General features: G+C 60.7%; 19 protein-coding genes. 7 read left to right on the forward strand and 12 right to left on the reverse strand.

Annotated elements, in window-relative coordinates; all coding sequences use genetic code 11:
* Position 1: 1 nt before the first annotated feature.
* The 8 genes from V6K60_RS02405 to V6K60_RS02440 are packed head-to-tail and all read right to left on the reverse strand — an operon-like array spanning position 2 to position 7,707.
* A complete protein-coding gene (locus V6K60_RS02405; protein ID WP_332448915.1) occupies positions 2 to 943 on the reverse strand; it encodes a methanogenesis marker 7 protein in 942 nt (313 codons plus the stop codon).
* Positions 940 to 1,524 (reverse strand): methanogenesis marker 17 protein, encoded by a 585-nt coding sequence (locus tag V6K60_RS02410; RefSeq protein WP_332448916.1) that lies wholly within the window; start codon positions 1,522 to 1,524, stop codon positions 940 to 942. Before V6K60_RS02410 ends, V6K60_RS02405 begins: the two co-directional genes overlap by 4 nt.
* Positions 1,525 to 2,760: a methanogenesis marker 15 protein gene (locus V6K60_RS02415; protein ID WP_332448917.1), complete on the reverse strand. Its 1,236-nt coding sequence runs from the start codon at positions 2,758 to 2,760 to the stop codon at positions 1,525 to 1,527.
* The gene (locus tag V6K60_RS02420) at positions 2,757 to 3,209 is read right to left on the reverse strand and encodes a methanogenesis marker 5 protein (protein ID WP_332448918.1); all 453 of its coding nucleotides are present in this window, start codon (positions 3,207 to 3,209) and stop codon (positions 2,757 to 2,759) included. Before V6K60_RS02420 ends, V6K60_RS02415 begins: the two co-directional genes overlap by 4 nt.
* 5 nt (positions 3,210 to 3,214) lie before the next feature.
* On the reverse strand, positions 3,215 to 3,679 hold the full coding sequence (locus tag V6K60_RS02425) for a methanogenesis marker 6 protein (protein ID WP_332448919.1): 465 nt from the start codon (positions 3,677 to 3,679) through the stop codon (positions 3,215 to 3,217).
* Positions 3,679 to 5,196 carry a methyl-coenzyme M reductase-associated protein Mmp3 gene (gene mmp3, locus V6K60_RS02430; RefSeq protein WP_332448920.1) on the reverse strand — a complete coding sequence of 506 codons (1,518 nt, stop codon included), beginning with the start codon at positions 5,194 to 5,196 and terminating at the stop codon, positions 3,679 to 3,681. Before mmp3 ends, V6K60_RS02425 begins: the two co-directional genes overlap by 1 nt.
* Positions 5,197 to 5,206: 10 nt before the next feature.
* Positions 5,207 to 6,817, reverse strand: a complete 1,611-nt coding sequence (gene atwA, locus V6K60_RS02435) for a methyl coenzyme M reductase system, component A2 (protein WP_332448921.1) — start codon at positions 6,815 to 6,817, stop codon at positions 5,207 to 5,209.
* A 47-nt stretch (positions 6,818 to 6,864) separates the two neighbouring features.
* On the reverse strand, positions 6,865 to 7,707 hold the full coding sequence (locus V6K60_RS02440) for an HAD family hydrolase (protein WP_332448922.1): 843 nt from the start codon (positions 7,705 to 7,707) through the stop codon (positions 6,865 to 6,867).
* Between the two features lie 56 nt (positions 7,708 to 7,763).
* Here V6K60_RS02440 and V6K60_RS02445 point away from each other — a divergent pair, with 56 nt between their 5' ends.
* The gene (locus V6K60_RS02445) at positions 7,764 to 8,693 is read left to right on the forward strand and encodes a ribose 1,5-bisphosphate isomerase (RefSeq protein ID WP_332448923.1); all 930 of its coding nucleotides are present in this window, start codon (positions 7,764 to 7,766) and stop codon (positions 8,691 to 8,693) included.
* A gap of 171 nt (positions 8,694 to 8,864) precedes the next feature.
* Here the strand turns inward: V6K60_RS02445 and V6K60_RS02450 are convergent, their stop codons facing one another.
* The 4 genes from V6K60_RS02450 to V6K60_RS02465 all read right to left on the reverse strand — a co-directional run bounded on the left by V6K60_RS02450 (position 8,865) and on the right by V6K60_RS02465 (position 12,390).
* On the reverse strand, positions 8,865 to 9,656 hold the full coding sequence (locus V6K60_RS02450; RefSeq protein ID WP_332448924.1) for a hypothetical protein: 792 nt from the start codon (positions 9,654 to 9,656) through the stop codon (positions 8,865 to 8,867).
* Between the two features lie 8 nt (positions 9,657 to 9,664).
* Positions 9,665 to 10,072, reverse strand: coding sequence for a hypothetical protein (locus V6K60_RS02455; RefSeq protein WP_332448925.1), 408 nt, complete (start codon positions 10,070 to 10,072; stop codon positions 9,665 to 9,667).
* A 14-nt stretch (positions 10,073 to 10,086) separates the two neighbouring features.
* Positions 10,087 to 10,869 carry a YcdB/YcdC domain-containing protein gene (locus V6K60_RS02460; RefSeq protein ID WP_332448926.1) on the reverse strand — a complete coding sequence of 261 codons (783 nt, stop codon included), beginning with the start codon at positions 10,867 to 10,869 and terminating at the stop codon, positions 10,087 to 10,089.
* A gap of 672 nt (positions 10,870 to 11,541) precedes the next feature.
* Positions 11,542 to 12,390: a winged helix-turn-helix transcriptional regulator gene (locus V6K60_RS02465; RefSeq protein ID WP_332448927.1), complete on the reverse strand. Its 849-nt coding sequence runs from the start codon at positions 12,388 to 12,390 to the stop codon at positions 11,542 to 11,544.
* Between the two features lie 815 nt (positions 12,391 to 13,205).
* On the opposite strand from V6K60_RS02465, the gene V6K60_RS02470 reads away from it, so the two are divergent.
* From V6K60_RS02470 to V6K60_RS02495, 6 genes are all read left to right on the forward strand, one after another.
* Positions 13,206 to 13,709: a hypothetical protein gene (locus V6K60_RS02470; RefSeq protein ID WP_332448928.1), complete on the forward strand. Its 504-nt coding sequence runs from the start codon at positions 13,206 to 13,208 to the stop codon at positions 13,707 to 13,709.
* A gap of 47 nt (positions 13,710 to 13,756) precedes the next feature.
* Positions 13,757 to 14,245 (forward strand): hypothetical protein, encoded by a 489-nt coding sequence (locus tag V6K60_RS02475; protein ID WP_332448929.1) that lies wholly within the window; start codon positions 13,757 to 13,759, stop codon positions 14,243 to 14,245.
* Between the two features lie 172 nt (positions 14,246 to 14,417).
* Positions 14,418 to 14,861, forward strand: a complete 444-nt coding sequence (locus V6K60_RS02480; protein ID WP_332448930.1) for a hypothetical protein — start codon at positions 14,418 to 14,420, stop codon at positions 14,859 to 14,861.
* Between the two features lie 26 nt (positions 14,862 to 14,887).
* On the forward strand, positions 14,888 to 15,310 hold the full coding sequence (locus V6K60_RS02485; RefSeq protein WP_332448931.1) for a hypothetical protein: 423 nt from the start codon (positions 14,888 to 14,890) through the stop codon (positions 15,308 to 15,310).
* A 262-nt stretch (positions 15,311 to 15,572) separates the two neighbouring features.
* Positions 15,573 to 16,142 carry a hypothetical protein gene (locus tag V6K60_RS02490; protein ID WP_332448932.1) on the forward strand — a complete coding sequence of 190 codons (570 nt, stop codon included), beginning with the start codon at positions 15,573 to 15,575 and terminating at the stop codon, positions 16,140 to 16,142.
* Between the two features lie 150 nt (positions 16,143 to 16,292).
* Positions 16,293 to 17,417: a hypothetical protein gene (locus V6K60_RS02495; RefSeq protein ID WP_332448933.1), complete on the forward strand. Its 1,125-nt coding sequence runs from the start codon at positions 16,293 to 16,295 to the stop codon at positions 17,415 to 17,417.
* Positions 17,418 to 17,476 lie beyond the last annotated feature (59 nt).

Genomic DNA, 17,476 nt, shown 5'->3' on the forward strand with positions numbered 1-17,476 from the left:
GCTACACCAATATCCTGGTATCCGAGAATGGTTTAATTCGTATCAATATGTAATTGCGCATCCGTGACGGCGTAACGTCGGCGATATCCCCCACGGTGACCCCGTCGGCGACCTCAAGCGACCGGACTGCCGGGGCATACGGGTCATAGGGAAGTTTCACCCGGAGGCCCTCCATCTGGGCGGTCACCGGCGTCGGGTGTGTCAGCATGCTGACCTCATGGATCCGCTCCTCGATGATCGCCATCAGGCGGGGCGGAAAGATCGAGAGCGGGTCGCGTGCAAGGGCGTCACGCCGGGCATCAAGGATGCGGGAGACCTCGTCCACCAGCTCGTCGAGTTTCGCGAGCTCCTCCGGGCGCTTGAACCGGTGCATGATCCTCCCCACCCCTCCGACGTAACCCTCGACGGGCGGGTCGATGATCCGGAGAAGGGTCTCGCGGTCCGGGGCGCCGGTCACCACGATCGGGACGTGGACGCCCTGCCGGAGCGCCGGAAACTTCTGCCGGATACACTCCTCAAAGTTCCCGAGCGCGTAGACGGCCAGGTCGTGCTCGTTGATGATGTCCCGCTCCTCGTCGTTGAGGTTTGCGATCCGCTTCCCGAACCCCCTGGAAAGCCCGACCATGTTGGTCTTCGCCCCGGCGCTCCGGAGGTACTCGGCGATGTCGCAGGCGGTGTGCGGGAGGTGATGGATCTCCAGGCTCGGGCTGACCACGGCGATCTCCGTCCCGACGAGGGGCGCCTCGGTCACCTCGCCGGCGAGCGGTTTTGCGATCAGGCGGATCAGCTCGATATCGTCCCGCGGCACGAACGACTGGAGCACGACGTCCTGGGCCATGACGTGTTTCTGCACGATGTAGCCCCCGAGGTCGTCGATCAGGTCCATGATCTCGTCGTGCCGGTAGACGCCTCCCTTGTAGGTCACCGGAACCAGCGTCGTCACAGTGTCACCCCCATCTTCTCGAAGATCGGCGCGACCATCGTCTCCACGATGTCGCCTTCCAGGGTATCCTCACTCGCCACGTAGTAAAACTTCTCGTCCCGGATATACTGGCGGCGGACCTTGAACCCCTCGGGAGCGATATACTGCAGGGCGTAGATGATGTCCTTATGAAGCGTCTCGCTCGGGTCGGTCACCACCATCTGTTCAAGCACCTCCTCCGCAGCCAGCCCCGCCGGGAGGACGACGGTGAACCGGTCCGGCTGCTCGACGTTCTCTTTGCCGAAGAGGACCCAGAGTTTCTGGAGCAGCGGCGCAAGGTAAGTCTCGTCGCCGATATCGAGCACGATCCCCTTTTCGCCCGGGTTGATGTTTGCAAAGTCGCTGACACGGATAGCCCGCGGCATATGGCGGAGCAGCCCAGCAGCGATGAAGATCGGCACCTTCGGGTCGACGTAGATGTGCAGCCTGTCGATCACCTTGATCAGGTCGAGGTCCTGGAGAACATCGGCCGCTATCCGCTCGTAGGCCTCTTTTCCGGTCGCATCGGGTGACTCGACCACGAAGTAGTTCAACGGGGGCATCTACTCTCCCTTGACGAATCCGGACGCAAGCAGGGCAGAGCCGACCGCGCCGATGTACTGCGAGTAGGGCGGGACGACGATCTCGGTCTGCAGGAGCTGGCCCATCGCATGGACCAACCCTTCGATCAGCGAGGTGCCGCCCACCATGATCACCGGCTCCTTGATATCGATCTCCTGCAACTGCTGCTCAAAGACCTGTTCGGCGACGCTGTGGCAGGCCGCGGCCGCCACATCTTCCGGAGAGGAGCCGGCCGCGAGCGCGTTCACCAGGCTCTGCGTCCCGAAGACGATGCAGTAACTGTTCATCGGGACGTTCTTCCCCATGCCCTTCATGGCAAGGGGACCGAGCTCGGTGATATCCACCCCGAGACGCTTCGCGGTCATCTCCAGGAACCGGCCGCTCGCACCGGCGCAGATCCCGCCCATCGTGAAGGTGCCCGGGATACCGTCGATGACACTGATCGCCTTGTTGTCCATGCCGCCGATATCGATGACGGTCGAGGCGCCCCGCTGGTGGTCGGCGAGGTAGACGGCGCCTTTTGAGTTCACCGTCAGTTCCTCCTGGATCAGGTCGGCCTTAAGGTGCTTTCCGATCAGGAACCGCCCATACCCGGTGGTCCCGATAGCCTGGATGTCCTCACGAGTGAGCCCTGCCATCTCAAGCGCCTGGTTGACCGCGCCCTCGGCGCTCTTGAGCACCTCGGTCGTCGGGAGCCAGCCGGTTCCGACGATCTTGTTGTCCTTCATGATGACCGCCTTCGTGGTGCTCGACCCCGAATCGACGCCCATGGTGATCCCGGTCTGCTCCTCGCGGGCGAGGAGCGCTCTCCGGCGGGCGATGGTGGTCAGGGCCTCCATCCTCGTGAGAAGGGTGCCTGCGGTCGTCCGCTCGGTGAAGGAGTAACTTACCACCGAGAGCTTCGAATGTTCGGGGATATACCGCCGGAGTTCATTCCTGACGATCGCCGCCTCGGCACACCGGAAGCAGGTGCCGATGAAGACCCCGTCCGCTTCCACCTTCCCCTCCACGAGAGCCATGGCCCGTGCTATCATCAGTTTTAAGTCGGCACTCTTGACATCCAGCCCGAAGGCATCGACCGCTCGCTCAACATCGGCGAGGGCGATGTCGGGGAAGAAGACCTCGGCGCCCACCGCCTCGGCGGCATCGTAGATCTCCTTCTGAACGCCGCTGTACTCTGCGCCGCAGGTGAGCTGGGCGATTCGCACTTTCTTCACGCTTCACCCTCCTTCGGGAGGCCTGCGAGGAAATTCCTGACGGCGGCAACAAACTGCACGCCCTCCTCCTCGTTCGTGGGGTAATCCAGTTCCAGGATCGGAATACCGCTCTGGCGCAGGGAGAAGAGGATCAACTCGTCGGTACGGGCGCATCCCATGCACCCGAACGCAAGGTCGGCCTCGGTGACGATGATCGCGGCCTCGGCCTCCTCGATGAGCGGGCCGTAGATCGCCATCCGGCCCCGGACGCCTGAGGGCACCTCGACGGCTGCGTATTTCAGGCCGCGCTTGGGCTCTTCGGGCGTGATCTGCAGGGGCGGCGAGTCGACCCCGCCGGTCTGTATCCGCTCCCGGATGCCGAGGGCTGCACCAAGCGGTTTATGGCCGAACCGGGCGACCAGGTCGGAGAGGATGAGGCTCGTTGCAGGGTAGATAAACACCTTTGCCATTCTCTTCAGGGCTCCTCTGTCTCTATCAGTTCTTGTAATCGTTTGATATCCAGCATGGGTTTCTTCTCGCGTTCAGGTGCCTCTTCAGGCGCCTCCGTCTCCTCGCCCCGCCGGTCGAGTTCCTCAAGGCCATGGGTGATGTAGCGGAGGATGCGGAACTCGCGCTCGTGACCGAGGTAGCCCGGCCTTGCTCCGCCGAGGTTCGCCCGGCACCGCCGCGGGTCTCCGGGCGGGAACCCGCGGTCCTTGACGAAGATGTGGGTGGGATCGAAGGAACGGATCTCTTCGATGAGGCGGTCGACCGCCGCCGGTTCACCCGTCACCTGCAACCCGAAGCAGGTCTCCTTGATCAGGACACCCTCGGACGCCTCGTAGGCCCTGAGCGCGAGCTCGCCCGGGGTCATCGTCGGTGACTCGACGAAGACGTACTTGGTCACCGTGCCCACGTATTTCGGGATGTATTCGGCCATCACCTCACCTCCCTCACGTGCACCGCTTTCCCTTCTCGCATACCGGCAAGGTCTCCCGGATAGAGCACCTTCCCGATGACGTTTGTACCCGTGAGCGGCTCGGAGGTCGGGCCGAACTCGGCGTTCGGTGTCGTGCGGAAGCCGACCATGCCGGAACCCCGCCGGGAATCGTTCGTCATCGCAAGGGTGAACGCCGGCACTTCCCCCGTGGGAGTGTTCTCCGGGATGATCCCGACGCCCTTCCCGATCCTCGGCTTGAAGAGGAAGACGTCCTCGAACCTGAAGGCGAGCGGCATCTTCCCGACCGCATGGTGCTTGAGCCCGGTCACCTCACGGAAGATCGTGACCGACCGGGGTGCAGCAGTCTCGTCGAGGGTGATGTTGACGACGTTACTGGAGAGCTCCGTTGCGACGTTGACCTTTCCTGCGGCCAGCACCTCGAGTGTCGTTGCCGGGGTCTGGCCGACCACGGCGCGGTCGCCTTCGTCCACATCGGCGGTGAAGGCGATCCCCCGCCGGAGGGCGACCTCTCTTGCCTCCGCCAGGGTGAGGCCGACCAGATCGAACCGTTCCGGCTCGGCCCGGACCGCGAGGAGGTCGCCTTCACCCGCAAACCGGACGAGTTCAAGCCCGTGAAGGACCCGGCCGACGACGGTATGCACCGGGCTTGCCGATACGCCCTGTGTGTAGATGTAGACCGCTCCGGAGGATTTTCCGGCAGTCCTGACCGTGATGGTCCCCTCGAGCCGGGGCCCGGAGAACTCCGCCGGGACCTTCGTCGGGACGAGGTGCGTATCGGCGATGTAGGTGCTGCTAGAACGGTCCACCGGGAACCTGCCGCTCTGGACGGAGAGGAGGAAATGTTCGACGCTCCGGGCGGTCCCGGTATCGATCCCATCGCTCCCGGTGCCCTGCACCTCCGCCTTCACGTAGGAGATGACCTGCATCCCGTCCTCGAGCAGGAATTCCGCATCGCGGGTAACGACCGCATGCGACCGGTCGGCGCGCCTGAATATCCGCTCGACCTCGGCGATCCGGTCGCCGTCGCCGATGCGGTCGACCAGCCCCCGGCCGGTGACGACCCTGCCGATGACGCCGCCGCCCGCCGGAGCGCCGTAATCGGCGGTATGCCGCATGCGTACGAAGATCAGGTAGGACCGGGACGGGTCGTAGCCGCCGCACCCGAGAACCACGTCGCCGCGCTCATACCGCCCCGGCTCCCGTGCCGGCCTGATATCCGACTCGAACGGCCCGAAGGCGACGGCGTAGCGGTCCTGCCAGTGGGCACGAAGCTGCCCGGCCAGGTCCGGCCGGGAGACCAGCGCCGACTCCGCCGTCTCAATGACCATATCGCCGGCCGGGGTGGCGAACCTGACCTCCTGCGACTCCGCCGCACCCTCCTCGACGCCCGGGCGGATGACGGCGACGCTGCACCGCTCGTCCCGTCCAGGGAGGAGATCCGCTAGCCGAGCACCTGCCGGGACTTCTACACGTTCTCCGTCCAGGTGAATCTCCATCCTTCACACCTCAGGGGGCGCCTGCCCCCATCACGCGTCGTTCGTCCTCGGTGAGGTGAGCGAGCACCTCCTCCGTCGGGCCCATCTTGATGATCTTGCCACCCCGCATGAGGGCGACCCGGTCGCAGATATCGCGCACGAACTCCATGTCGTGCGAGACCACGATGAACGTTTCGTCCATCTCCTCGCGGGAATGGAGGATCGAGTGCTTCACGTCGATCTTCGTGATGGGATCCATCGTGCCGGTCGGCTCGTCGAGGACGACGAGCAGGGGCTCGCGGATGAGAACCTGGGCAAGCGCCACCCGGTGTTTCTCGCCCTCGGAGAGCTGGGACGGGTAGCGGTCCAGGATCTCCCGGCTCTTCTCGGGGGCAAAACCGGCCATCCCGAGGGTGATGATCGCCTTCCTCATCGCCAGTTCTTTGGGGAATTCAAGGCCGATAGCATCGGTGAGGTTGTCAAGCACCGTCCGATGCGGGTAGAGGTCGTACTCCTGGTGGAGGAGGCCGATGTAGCCTTTTGCCCGACCGCGGTTCTCGATCCCGGGTTTGGTCATATCGATCCAGTCCTCCCCGATCCGTATGTTCATCTCGCCGCTGGTGGGCTCGAGGATCCCGGATATGATCCGCGAGAGGGTTGTCTTACCCGCACCGCTCTTGCCGATGATCCCGAAGATCTCCTGCTCGGCGACCTCGAATGAGACCCCGTTGACCGCCCGGACTACGCCCCGGTCGACCGAGAGGTAACGTTTGATCACGTCCCGGGCGACAAGAATCTTCTCGCCGACCTCTGCAGCCTCATGCTGCTCGGTGTCGCTGTAGTTCTCCATGAACCGGCGGATGACTTCGTTCGGCGCCCCGATCTCTTTGATCTCACCGTTCTCAAGGAGGATGGCCCGGTCGACGACATCCTCGATGACATTAGAGAAGTGCGACGTGATCACCATCGCCATATCGTTTGCCTCGGCACTCTCGATGAGCATCCGGTGAACGAGTGTGGCGGTCTCCGGGTCGAGCGTCCCGGTCGGTTCGTCCGCAAAGAGCATGAACGGGTTTTTGGCGAGCTGCCGGGCGAGCACCACCCGTTGCTTCTCGCCGCCGGAGAGGTCCCGGGCGATGTGCATCATCCGGTGGGAGAGCCTGACCTGGTCGATCAGGTCGGCGGCCCTGCTGACCGCCTTCTCCGCCGGGTAGCCGACGTCGTCGAGCGCCCGCAGAATGTTCTCGATCACCCGGTCGTCGCCGTAGAGGGCGAAGGTCCGCTGGAACATGATGGCGGTCCTCCGCATGAGCCGCCGTTTCATCCCCGCGCTCTCTTCCGCCCAGAAGTCGACATCCACCGGCTTGAGTTCGCCGCCGCAGGCGGGACACGGCTTCCCCGCCTCGCTCGGGACACCGATGTAGTCGCACGCATCGCAGGCGGTGACGTGATAGATGATCGAACCTCGTGTCGGGGGCTGGTCCACACCCCGCATGAGGTGCATAAGAACGGTCTTGCCGGCCCCGCTTCTCCCGATGATGCCGACCGTCTCTCCCTCTGCCACCTCGAAATTTATGTCGTTGAGCACAACGGTCCCGTTGAACTCCATGCAGAGGTCCTTTACCGTAATGAGTGGGGTCATCTTGAGCTCCTCGTTAAACTAATCTTCTCGTGGGATCATATTAGGGTTTATATTGTTGCACTTTTCCCGCTCTCCGTGGTTTCCGCGAGAAGTTCCGCCACGAGGCCGGGTACCTCGCTGACGTTGTGGATCACCCTGTCCGCCGTGGTGTAGAGGATATCGGGTTTACAGTCGGACTGCTGTTCGGTGAGCACCGCGAGATCCGCCTTCCGGAAGGCGTTCAGGTCGTTGATGGCATCCCCCACCATGACGACCCGGTCGTACTGCTCTTTGAGGTCCTCCACGATCCGGGCCTTCATCGAGGGGGTCGCGACACCGTAGACTCGTTCCCGGGGAATGCCGAGGTAGTCCCCCATCCGCTCGAGCTTTGCGACCCGGTCCCCGGATGCTATGTATGCGGGGACGCCCATCCGGTGCAGCTCGCTGACGGCCTCTCTCGCGCCGTCAAACGGCCTCCCGCCGGTCGTCACCGTGAACTCGATGCGGGAGAGGTCCATGTTCAGGATCACGCCGCTGTTCATGGTGACGATTGACTCTCTCTTGCAGCAGCTCCAGACCTGTCGTATGCAGGCCTGCATATCGCCGACGCGGGCATGTTTGTCGGTGTAGAGGATCTCCGCGACCTCCTCGGCAGGGATGACCCGCCGGGAACAGGCCACCCCGAACCCGACCGACCGCTCGAGGAAGAACTCCGAGAGGAGCTGGTCTTCCGGCGCCTCGATGACGTCACGGGAGTGGAGGTGGAGGACGACGAGTACCCGTGCCTCGTCCCCGAAGGTGAGGGTTGTTGTCTCGACCTCGGAGAGCATCTGATCGTGAAGGAGATCACGTGCTACGCGGTAGGTCCGCAGGAGTGTGCCTGCACTATCGAAAACAACGGCAACCGACATTCACGCTCACGTCAATAGGTCTATCTAGTCTCTGGTCGTCTCTTTCAGTGAAGCTTATGGTACTGAGTGAGACGGCAGCAAACATAAAGAGTATGGAGATCCGGGGCGCCGGCAGGATCGCCCGGGCAGCAGTGGAGGCACTGGCCGATCATGCCCGCACTCTGGATACATCCGACCCCGGGACGTTCAAGCGAGAGATGCAGAATGCGGCCGATATCCTCACCGCGACCCGTCCGACCGCCGTCTCGCTCCCGAACGCGGTGCGCTCCGTGATGCGGGCTCTAGACTCGTTTGAGTCCGTGGAGGTTGCGCGAGATGCCGTCCTTGCCCGGGCAGCGGAGTTCATCGACCATTCGGAGCACGCGATCGAGCGGATAGCGGCGATCGGGGCACGTCACATCTCCGACGGCGATGTCCTCATGACCCACTGCAACTCCGAGGCGGCGCTCGGGTGCATCCTCGAGGCCCATCGGCAGGGCAAGGAGATCGAGGTCTACGCAACAGAGGTCCGGCCCCGGGGCCAGGGGCTCATCACCATCAGGACCCTGAACGATGCCGGGATCCGCACAAACTATATTGTCGACTCGGCGGTCCGCTACTTCATCAACGACGTCGACCTGGTCGTCGTCGGTGCCGACGCGATCGCGGTGAACGGCGCGGTGGTGAACAAGATCGGGACCGCCCAGATTGCTCACGCCGCACACGAGGCCCGGACGAACGTCATCGTGGCGGCCGAGACCTATAAGTTTGCACCCCGGACGATCCTCGGCGAACTGATCGAGATCGAGGAGCGGGACCCCTATGAAGTGCTCCCCCACGAGGAGGCAGAGCGGCTTCCGTTCGTCCGGGTCAGGAACCCGGCCTTCGACGTGACGCCCGCGGAGTACGTCGACCTGATCGTCACCGAGCAGGGGGCGATCCCGCCGGGGCTCGCGTTCACGGTGATCCGGGATTATCTCGGGTGGAAGATCGAGGAGCTGCGGTGAGGACGGTGTTCGATGAGGAGCCGCTCGATGAAGAGATGCTCCGGAAGATCGAACGGTCGTTCGAGGACCTCAGAGCCGGAAGGGTGTATACCCTGGAGGAGGTCATGGCGGAGTTAAGGGGAGAGGGAGAGACGGAGAAACACCTGCCGTCCCCGCTCACAGCCCGGACGGTCAACGTATCTTCCCGACCGCCGCATCGACGACGATCCGCCCGGTCGTCCCGGCGGGAACGGTCTCACGCACCTCTGTCTGGTAGGTCTCCTGCCCCATCCCGTGGAAGAGGCCGGACCCGGCCGTCAGCGTGAGGGAGACCTTCAGTTCTCCGGGTGGGCTGATGCCCTCGTCAACGAAGATGACCGTTGCATACCGGTCATCGCCGGTCGTCGAGAGGACCGGCAAGAAATGTTCCACCGGGAGGCGCTTCGTCCCTTCTATGGTCTCCTCAGAGTGCTCGAAGTGAGCCCGGATATCGGTCAGGGTGTTGTTCCGGTTCTGGAACGCAAGCATATCCCCATCCTTCGTCCTGACGATCGTCGTCGTCCAGCCGTCGAACGTCCGGTTTTCAAGTTCGGATGCCGGGATGAGCACCTCCCCGTCCTGCACCGGGAGGGGAACAAGGATCGTCGTCATGAGCCCTCCGGTCCGGCCTTCAAGGCCATCTACCGTGACTTCGTAGCCGACAAGGCCGGGACGGTGCTCGTACCACCCGGCCCAGACGTTCAGGCCGAGAAAGATCAGGCCGCAGAGAACGACTCCGATGATGACCGAGGCCGCGAGCCGCTGAACCGCCGTTCCCCTCCGGAGCAGAGCGATTCCCAGGGCCAGGGCGGCGATGACGCCGCCGGCGAGCACAATGTCGGCGATGAGGGGAAATGAACTCATCCGCAGGAGCCAGTACGCCAGGTAGGCCAGCGGGAGGAGGATGGCGATGAGCAGGGTTCGGGTGCGGGGGCTTCGTTTCATTTGAGATCCTACGTCTCCGGGGGAGCCTCGGGGATATACGACGGGTACGTCTCATAAACAGAGTAGACCATGCAGGAATCATTGACCTGGACGACGATCATCGAGGCGGTCATGCGGTCGTCGGGGTCGGGATCCCGGGGGCGAAAGAGGATCTGGGTGTAATTCATGTCCTTCTCGCTGTAAGAACCTCTTGAGAACGCGATCGTGCTGATATCCTTCCTGTCCAGCAGGTCAAGGACCGCAGGGTCGCGAAGCGCCACGGTCAGCGCATCGAGAGATGTGACCCCGGCTGGACACGTATCCGTAACCCCTGCCGTGGCGGGATCGCTCTGGGTTGCAAGGAGACACCCGGCCCCGGCTCCCGCTATGAACGCCAGGATTACGAGACCGGCAGTCAAGGGTTTTATGCTGCTCATGCTTTGCTGCACCACTACCGTCTCAGGTGATTATATGCAGCACTAAGAACCTCCCCCGAATGTGCGTCGATCCACACTTCGGCTGTTCGCGGTGGATCCTGCGACCGGTACCACTCGTCATCGAACTCGATGCGCCAGGCTAGAGGCAGCGTAATCGATTCTTGCGACCGGCGGTGCTGTGCAGCCAGATCGTACCACCGCAACTCAGTCGCCCGGGTGGCGATGTCGCCGGGGTCCGTGCCGTACGTGTCATTGAGATACGCCAGAACCCGCTCTTGCGCCGCGTCCTCGGTGATCGAAGGATCCGGATCGGCCATAGTGTCATTGTCTGATACTCTCCAGATTTTATAGTAGGAAACAACGCGGCCGTCGATTGAATCAATTTCAAGGGTAATCTTATCATACAGGCAGAGGACATCGTCGATCGAGCGCCGATACACGAAATGATACGGCCCGTTCCGCTCTCCGAGCGGTGTATCTGCTGTAGAGAGTACGGCGAAGGTCTTCACGACATCCGAACTCTCGTTTCGGTCCCGAAGATACGCCTCGGCAATCCTCTCCGCCTCGTCGAGCGTGATTGCGGGATCGGTGGCCCGGAAATAGTCGCGGCCATCCTGGAAATATACCATCTCTCCAGTAAGGGCATCGATCCATACCCTGATATCGCCTTCCGGGTCGGGGTCATCTTCCGCTTTCACCCGGAACCGCCAGATGTCTCCGTAATTCTGTACATCATACGGCTCGGCAGCCACCCGTTTGATCCGGGCCCCGGAGATCTCCTGTTCTAGTGCGGTCATGGCAAGCGAACGCGCTTCCTCCTCGCCGATCAGGCCGTTCGGCGACGATTGGGCCGGTGTCTCCCGGGGCGACGCCGTCGCCTCCGGCGATGCCGGTGCAGCCGATTCGTTCTCACTCACATTTGTCCCGGTACACCCCGCCGATGCTGCCGCACAGGCCAGGAGGAGAAGCACCGTCACGATTCCGGGAAGAGATTTCAAATTCATGGTTCCATTCCTCCTTTATGCTTACCCGGGAAGGCCGCGGAACCCCAACGGCTATCCCATCCGGATGCCAACAGCCCTATTGCCCTCCGGGCACGTGGTGGGAGCCGGGACACGACGCCGATCGAGGTCCCCGGCCCCCGCGGGATACCGTACGCGGTATCACCGATGGAGACGTCGGCGTCCCCCCATATACCTTTTCTGTGACAATCAGCTACTCATCCGGGCGCTCGAAGGCTCCGGTTCAGGGAAAAGATCGGGCCTAGAGGCATCGGAGCCTGATACTCCAGCACTTCATCCGGCTACCGGCTGCAGGCAGAGCGCGCGAACCTGCTCGCCGCAACGAGGACCAGGCGTTATGACGATCGCCGTCAAATCCAGGGAGACAGGGAACGCAAAAAGTTCTTTACGGCGAGGGCATGCCCCCAATACCCTTCCGTGATGCGGGCACCCGTTTGAAAGGCCGACTCACCCGGCATGCTCCGCCGGGACGCTGATGAGTTCGGGACTGCGGGTATGCGCACGCTCCATCAGGATTCGGGAGTAGTTGTCAGTGAGGGTATACCGCACAGACCGCCCCGTCCTCTCCGATCGTACAATCCCCAGGGTTTCCAGGTGCTTAACGTGCTTATATACCGTGGCTTTGGAGAGGCCCGATTCCTCTGCGAGTTCATCGGTGCGTGCACCCTGCTTCAGGTAGATCCGTGTTATGATTCCTCTCAGGCTGTCGTTCTCCATCGCGACAATAAGGGTCTCCTCCTCGGCCGAGTATCGTGAATCGGCAGAAAAATAATGAATTCTTCCCTTCTCCGGCACTGCCTTCAAAAGGCCCTCGGAGACCATGACCCTGACGTGGTAGTCAAGCGTCCCTCTTGCTACGGACATCTTTCTCAGCAACTCCCTGAAATGCAGCCCCGGATTTGCCTTGATGAAATTGAGGAGCTCAAGCCTCCGCGGGTTGTCGAGGGCATTATCCCTGCGAATCCGCTTATACCCGAGGTATCCGACAGCCTTCAGGGGAAGGAGGGTCTCGATCGGGGCCGCTGCCAGCTGGGGGAAGACAGACAGCAACAGGAAGAGCCAGAGCGGGATCGGGTCGATCTCCTGCACCTTTTCGCCAGATGCGGACATGCCGGGCTCTTTTCCGACGTTTCTTGAAGGCCGGACCGTATATTCGGTGGCATCGGCAACCGTTACCAGCAGCACTAAAAAAAGGACCGAGAGGGTGAACAGCCGGAGAAGTCTGCCTGGCCTAATACTGGTAGACGTTGAAGGTGTATGATCTCTCTGATGAAACTTTCTCGCCGTATACATCATCCAATGTTCACATATCCTGGCCCACATAACTTCTATTCGGGTCGATGTCTACATGAATCCAGATATTATTCGTCTGGTCATCGCTGCTGCCGCAGAACGCGCTGAGTCTCCCCCCGCGAAGGAGTGTATACGGCTAACGTCTGAACCATGTATCCATCACTTCATTGCCGATACGAGGGGCACGGCAAGGAAGGATACGACGAGCAACAGGGCAAAAGCCATACATTTTCTCTTTGCTGATGCCATGATGGATAGTTGTGATCCGCACTTTATGAGTTTTCTGGGACAAACACCAATTCTATTCTCGTCTCTACCCTCACTTTTCCTGAAGACAAACATATTTGAGAACCAACACGACCGTACCGTGCCTGGAGCCACTATATCTGAAGAAATTAGTGCGGTGCGGGCGTACCGGGACGGCCTGCGCGCAACGCACGAGGAGGGGACTTCAGCACCGAATCTGCTGGAACAATACTGCTCATACCAGCCCTGCATCCCCTATTGAGAGGGAATTCTCCTGCGAGGGTCTCATGCAGGCGGTGTTGTCTATGGCGATCCCGGGGCGTTATCCCTGTTATTTTCCAGAAAAGTCGCGTGTCGAATTGGTGTTTGTCCCAGAAAAGGTATATCTCAAAACCGATAAGTGAACACTTATGGGCGCCGCAGGCGGCGCCTGCACCAGTGCGGAGGTTCACCCAGCCGGTTTGCCGATGGTCGGGTGAACGTCCCGCGTGCCTGGAGGCAATGAGAGTGTACGCACTCTGCGGACTTAAAAGTGCGCGTGTGCCTCCGGGAACCGAAAACGGAGGTAACAGATGATGAAGAAAGGAAACGGGCTTCTGTCAATGCTGGCAGTGCTGATGCTCTTTATATCGGTATCCGCCGGGACAGTTTCTGCGGCTCAAGCCGATTCTGAAATGCCAGTGGAGGAGAATACGGGCGACATCGGGATTCTGGCCACAGCTCATCTGGGAAGCATGTCTACCGATGGCGACGGCAATACGGCAAACGTGGCCGGTGTGGGATCCGTCACTGCTCCGGCAGGGCAGAACACCTTCACGGCGACGTACAGCAATGTTAACGACCGGGACAATGACGGCCAGGGGGCAATCTACCGTCTGACGGTATGGGACGCCCTGGGCGTGGCGCACACTACCGAAAAAAGGGTTGACTGGGCGACCAGCGGTACAATCAGCGTGACCTTCAATTCACAGGGCAGCGGCGATGCCCAGTATGAACTGTGGTGTGAGACACACGACTGGTTTGATACGACGATGGCTGTTGGGGGTCCCTATATCGGCGACCTTGACTTTGCCTGAAAGGGAGTGCATGGATGCACTATTTTTGAACCGCAGTGGTGGTCATTATGAACAGGAAAATAGTGTGTGTCATCGTCTTGATGGTAGGTCTTGCCGGTGCTCTGGCGTATGTGATGTCGTATGCTTGGGAGGACGTTGCGGTGAATACTACCACTTTGGGCGGCAGAATTGTCTTTCTGGACAATATCTCCCATGGTACCTTTTATCTCGGCGATGCTTCTGCCGACCCCGGGAGAAACATGTCGTTTTCTAACCCGGTTCCTTTCGTTGAGACCGGGATCGGAGGGAGCACCTTCACAGCTACGTGGAGGGACATCCGGAACGATGAGCCCAACGACGAGAAAATAGCTGTCTTCATCCTGACGGTCTGGGATCCTGCTGGGAGACCATATAGCACCTCTCTAGAATCCGGGCAGATGGGTTCGGGATTGATGAGCGTATCGCTTTCCTCACCCAAACCTGGAGAAGGGCGATTTTCGCTCACATCGACTATACTCGAAAGAAAGCTGAATATCTCTGCTTTAGCGGGCTTGTGAGACCATGAATGCACCGCTCTTCCCGTTGAAAAAGATATTATCCTGCCTCTGTAGGTTTGGGTACGGAAATCTGAAGCAAAACGCGTGTTAGAAAAATGAATGGGAACCACTGGTATGGAAATAGGACGATCCCCTTCCGGCAGAATCCGATGAAGGAGATGAGGGCGGTTATATGGAATCGAAATTCAACAGACGTCTGATTATAATGGGAGTCCTTGCGTTCATCGGCGCTGCCCTCCTTGTCGCGACGGTCGCGCTCACATGTACCACCCTCGTTGCCCTGATCACGGGAGTCGATGGCCTTCCGCAGGATCTGGATGTGCGGGAAGTCAGGGGAGAGCATCTGGAAAACGCCTCCATCATTCACCTGACCGACCAGGATTTAGAACAGTTTCCGGCGCTCGATTCGGTGATCCGGGGAGATAACAGAGATCCCCACCCGTGGAAACTGGAGGGCAGCCCCAATGACGATCCCGACGAACGCACGATTGGGAGAGCTCCGGTAACGGGTACAGAACATCTTGTACTCATTGAGTCGTTCGGTATCGATGCAAAAAATCCACCGTACCTTGAGTACAACGGTGCGTATTACTACATTCGTACCCTGATACACTAGATTGGGTCGAAACAGGTGCAATGAGAATGGAAGAAGATAAAAATCCGAAATCCAGGAACCTGCTCAAAACAGCGGGGATCATCGTCGCCATCGCGCTCGGCCTCATGCTCGCCGACGCCCTCACTCTCTACGCTCACGAGAGTTCCGGCGGGCAGCCGATGCTCTACGTCATGGAGCAGGCGGAGCCGGGAGAGAACAGGATCGTCCCCCTGACCGAGCAGGATTTTGCCGACCACCCGGCACTCGACGCGGTCATCCGCGGTGAGGAGCGGAACCCGTCAGCGTGGGAGTGGGGCTCCAGCGATCGGCGTTTCATCGGGGGGACGAACGTCTCGTACGCGGAGAGCAGAGCGCTCCAGGACGCCTACGGCCCCGACCGGGAGACATGGGTCTACCCGCACCTGGAGTACGAGGGGGCGTATTACGTGGTGCTGACGACGTGGCCGTGAAAGGAAGCTCCTGGGGAGAGAGGTTATCCGGAATCCGCCGAATACCAGCAGGCGAGGCTCCCTGGTACCAGATCTCCCCTATCAGGCTCTCCTATCGACCATCTCACCATAGACCCCGGCCGGTTGCGACCTGCTTCAGAGGCAAAAGGGTCGAAACGCCTTGATGTGTAGATGATCGTAACAGAAAAGAGGTATAAAAGAACGTTGAGTTCTCAACTATACGTGCCGCAGGCTGCGCCTGCAAGGCTGAGGATGTACACCCATGAGTAACTATTCGGTCCCGATACTGTTTGTCATCCTTGTAGTTAGCCTCGTCACGGGATTGTATCTGTGGGATCAGGAGCCGGCAACGTCCACCGGAAAATTCCAATCCGCTCAATCAGTATTCACCGAACTGGACGTTAACCCCCTCAAAGCCAGCCTGAACCAGCAAGAGCCCTTTACCGTCACGCTCGGCGGGCTCCCCTGCTCGAAAGGCGGAAAAAGCGTATCTCTCCCGGACTTCGCCACCGCCATGGGAGGGCAGATACGAGAACGCTACCTCTACCCCAACGGGTCCATCATCGGTTTCGGCTACGACGTCGACGGGTATCTCCGGGTGAGTATCTGGAACGGTCCGCCCCCGCCGGAGAACGTCTCCTCGATAGAGGCAGTGTATGCGATGCTCGATGAGCGGGCAAGGGTGATGGGAATTGAGCAGATCCCGGTGAAGTTCACGATATTCACCTCCCCGCCGGAGTTGATCCTGGGTCCTCGAATGGATTCCTCAAGGTGGATGAGTCTCTGTGATGCAACGGGAGGAAATCCACAACCTTCCAGGGTCGCTGCCTGATGATCGGCGTTTCGTTGGTGACCATCTGGTGCGTGGCAGAGCGCGGGTACGTCCAGGCTACCCGCGCAACAATTCCGAGTTCCCGGCACTCAATTGCTGCTCATTCCTGGAGCAAAGGTGAAACGGGCAGCCCATTGGAACAACGTGAATATGAAACCAACTGCATTTAACGGAATCGGCATTCTGATGGCCACACTCAGTCTTCTGATGGTGCTCACAGTGGGATGCCTTGTGCCGGAGTATGGGGTAGGCCGCGACATCATGGTCTTCAAGGTCGACGCTGGAGGGACGGAGCAGTGGCAGACGGTCATCGATACCGGAGGCGACGATAGCGCATCGAGCATCGTCCAGACCGCCGACGGCGGGTATATCGTCGGCGGAGAGGTCCTGCCCTGGCGCGAGGACCAGTCCTATGGGGTCTTCAGACTCGACGGCAACGGTTCCTCCGTCTGGAACGCCACCGGCGGAGGGGGCCCGATCTTCTCCGTTGCTGAGACCGACAGGGGCATCATCGTCGCAGTGGGTGAATCAGGGACCCTGCTCCTCGATCCGGCGGGGAAGATCCTGGAGAGCGACGCCGAGGCCGATAGCACCCTGCGGTCGGTCATCGGGACCGCCGACGGTGGATTTGTCGCCGCCGGGGCCGACGGCAAAGACCTCCTTGTGCTTAAAAGGGATCGAAACCTGACGGAAGAGTGGCGCAAGACCTACGGGACCGACGACCAGGACGGTGCAAAGACCATCATCCAGACATCCGACGGCGAGTACCTGGTGGGCGGCACGACCTATCTTCCGGATCGGAACGGCTCCGATGTGTGGCTGCTCCGGCTGGATTCCTCGGGCGATCTGATCCGGGATGCGACGCTCGGGAGCCCGTCACAGTACAACACCGTCGCCTTCATGAACGAGGCGCCGGGGGGCGGATGCGCCGTCATCTACAACGACGTGACGCTGGAGGAGGTTGTGTTCGACCGGGCCGGGAGTGTGATCGAGGAAAGAACACTCAATGCGTCGATGCCGATCGTCAGAACGGCTGCTGGAGGATATGTATACGGCACTATAACGTACCGTTCCGCACCCCGGTTTCTGATCCTCCCCGGCCAGGTAGGCGTCCCACACATCATGAAACTCAACTCTGATGGGATGCAGGAGTGGAATACGGAGCTGAACACCACATTCGAGCTGATCGGCAGCGCCGTCTCGGTCATCCAGACCGACGACGGCGGATACGCCCTCCTGGTAAATCGGTACAACTACCCAGAGGAGCCCCGGTGACTGCACAAGGGCAGGAACTGTTCACCAGTACAACCCGGACGGGAGTGGTGCGACTGCCG

It is taken from the genome of Methanoculleus sp. (genome assembly GCF_036677455.1).
In the GTDB taxonomy this organism is placed as follows: domain Archaea; phylum Halobacteriota; class Methanomicrobia; order Methanomicrobiales; family Methanoculleaceae; genus Methanoculleus.

What these genes read in the sequence shown, in the direction of transcription:
- V6K60_RS02410 (WP_332448916.1), bottom strand. Translation starts at nt 1,524, where the DNA reads ATGCCCCCGTTGAACTACTTCGTGGTCGAGTCACCCGATGCGACCGGA.
- V6K60_RS02420 (WP_332448918.1), bottom strand. Translation starts at nt 3,209, where the DNA reads ATGGCAAAGGTGTTTATCTACCCTGCAACGAGCCTCATCCTCTCCGAC.
- V6K60_RS02425 (WP_332448919.1), bottom strand. Translation starts at nt 3,679, where the DNA reads ATGGCCGAATACATCCCGAAATACGTGGGCACGGTGACCAAGTACGTC.
- mmp3 (WP_332448920.1), bottom strand. Translation starts at nt 5,196, where the DNA reads ATGGAGATTCACCTGGACGGAGAACGTGTAGAAGTCCCGGCAGGTGCT.
- atwA (WP_332448921.1), bottom strand. Translation starts at nt 6,817, where the DNA reads ATGACCCCACTCATTACGGTAAAGGACCTCTGCATGGAGTTCAACGGG.
- V6K60_RS02440 (WP_332448922.1), bottom strand. Translation starts at nt 7,707, where the DNA reads ATGTCGGTTGCCGTTGTTTTCGATAGTGCAGGCACACTCCTGCGGACC.
- V6K60_RS02445 (WP_332448923.1), top strand. Translation starts at nt 7,764, where the DNA reads ATGGTACTGAGTGAGACGGCAGCAAACATAAAGAGTATGGAGATCCGG.
- V6K60_RS02450 (WP_332448924.1), bottom strand. Translation starts at nt 9,656, where the DNA reads ATGAAACGAAGCCCCCGCACCCGAACCCTGCTCATCGCCATCCTCCTC.
- V6K60_RS02455 (WP_332448925.1), bottom strand. Translation starts at nt 10,072, where the DNA reads ATGAGCAGCATAAAACCCTTGACTGCCGGTCTCGTAATCCTGGCGTTC.
- V6K60_RS02460 (WP_332448926.1), bottom strand. Translation starts at nt 10,869, where the DNA reads ATGACCGCACTAGAACAGGAGATCTCCGGGGCCCGGATCAAACGGGTG.
- V6K60_RS02465 (WP_332448927.1), bottom strand. Translation starts at nt 12,390, where the DNA reads ATGATGTATACGGCGAGAAAGTTTCATCAGAGAGATCATACACCTTCA.
- V6K60_RS02470 (WP_332448928.1), top strand. Translation starts at nt 13,206, where the DNA reads ATGATGAAGAAAGGAAACGGGCTTCTGTCAATGCTGGCAGTGCTGATG.
- V6K60_RS02475 (WP_332448929.1), top strand. Translation starts at nt 13,757, where the DNA reads ATGAACAGGAAAATAGTGTGTGTCATCGTCTTGATGGTAGGTCTTGCC.
- V6K60_RS02480 (WP_332448930.1), top strand. Translation starts at nt 14,418, where the DNA reads ATGGAATCGAAATTCAACAGACGTCTGATTATAATGGGAGTCCTTGCG.
- V6K60_RS02485 (WP_332448931.1), top strand. Translation starts at nt 14,888, where the DNA reads ATGGAAGAAGATAAAAATCCGAAATCCAGGAACCTGCTCAAAACAGCG.
- V6K60_RS02490 (WP_332448932.1), top strand. Translation starts at nt 15,573, where the DNA reads ATGAGTAACTATTCGGTCCCGATACTGTTTGTCATCCTTGTAGTTAGC.
- V6K60_RS02495 (WP_332448933.1), top strand. Translation starts at nt 16,293, where the DNA reads ATGAAACCAACTGCATTTAACGGAATCGGCATTCTGATGGCCACACTC.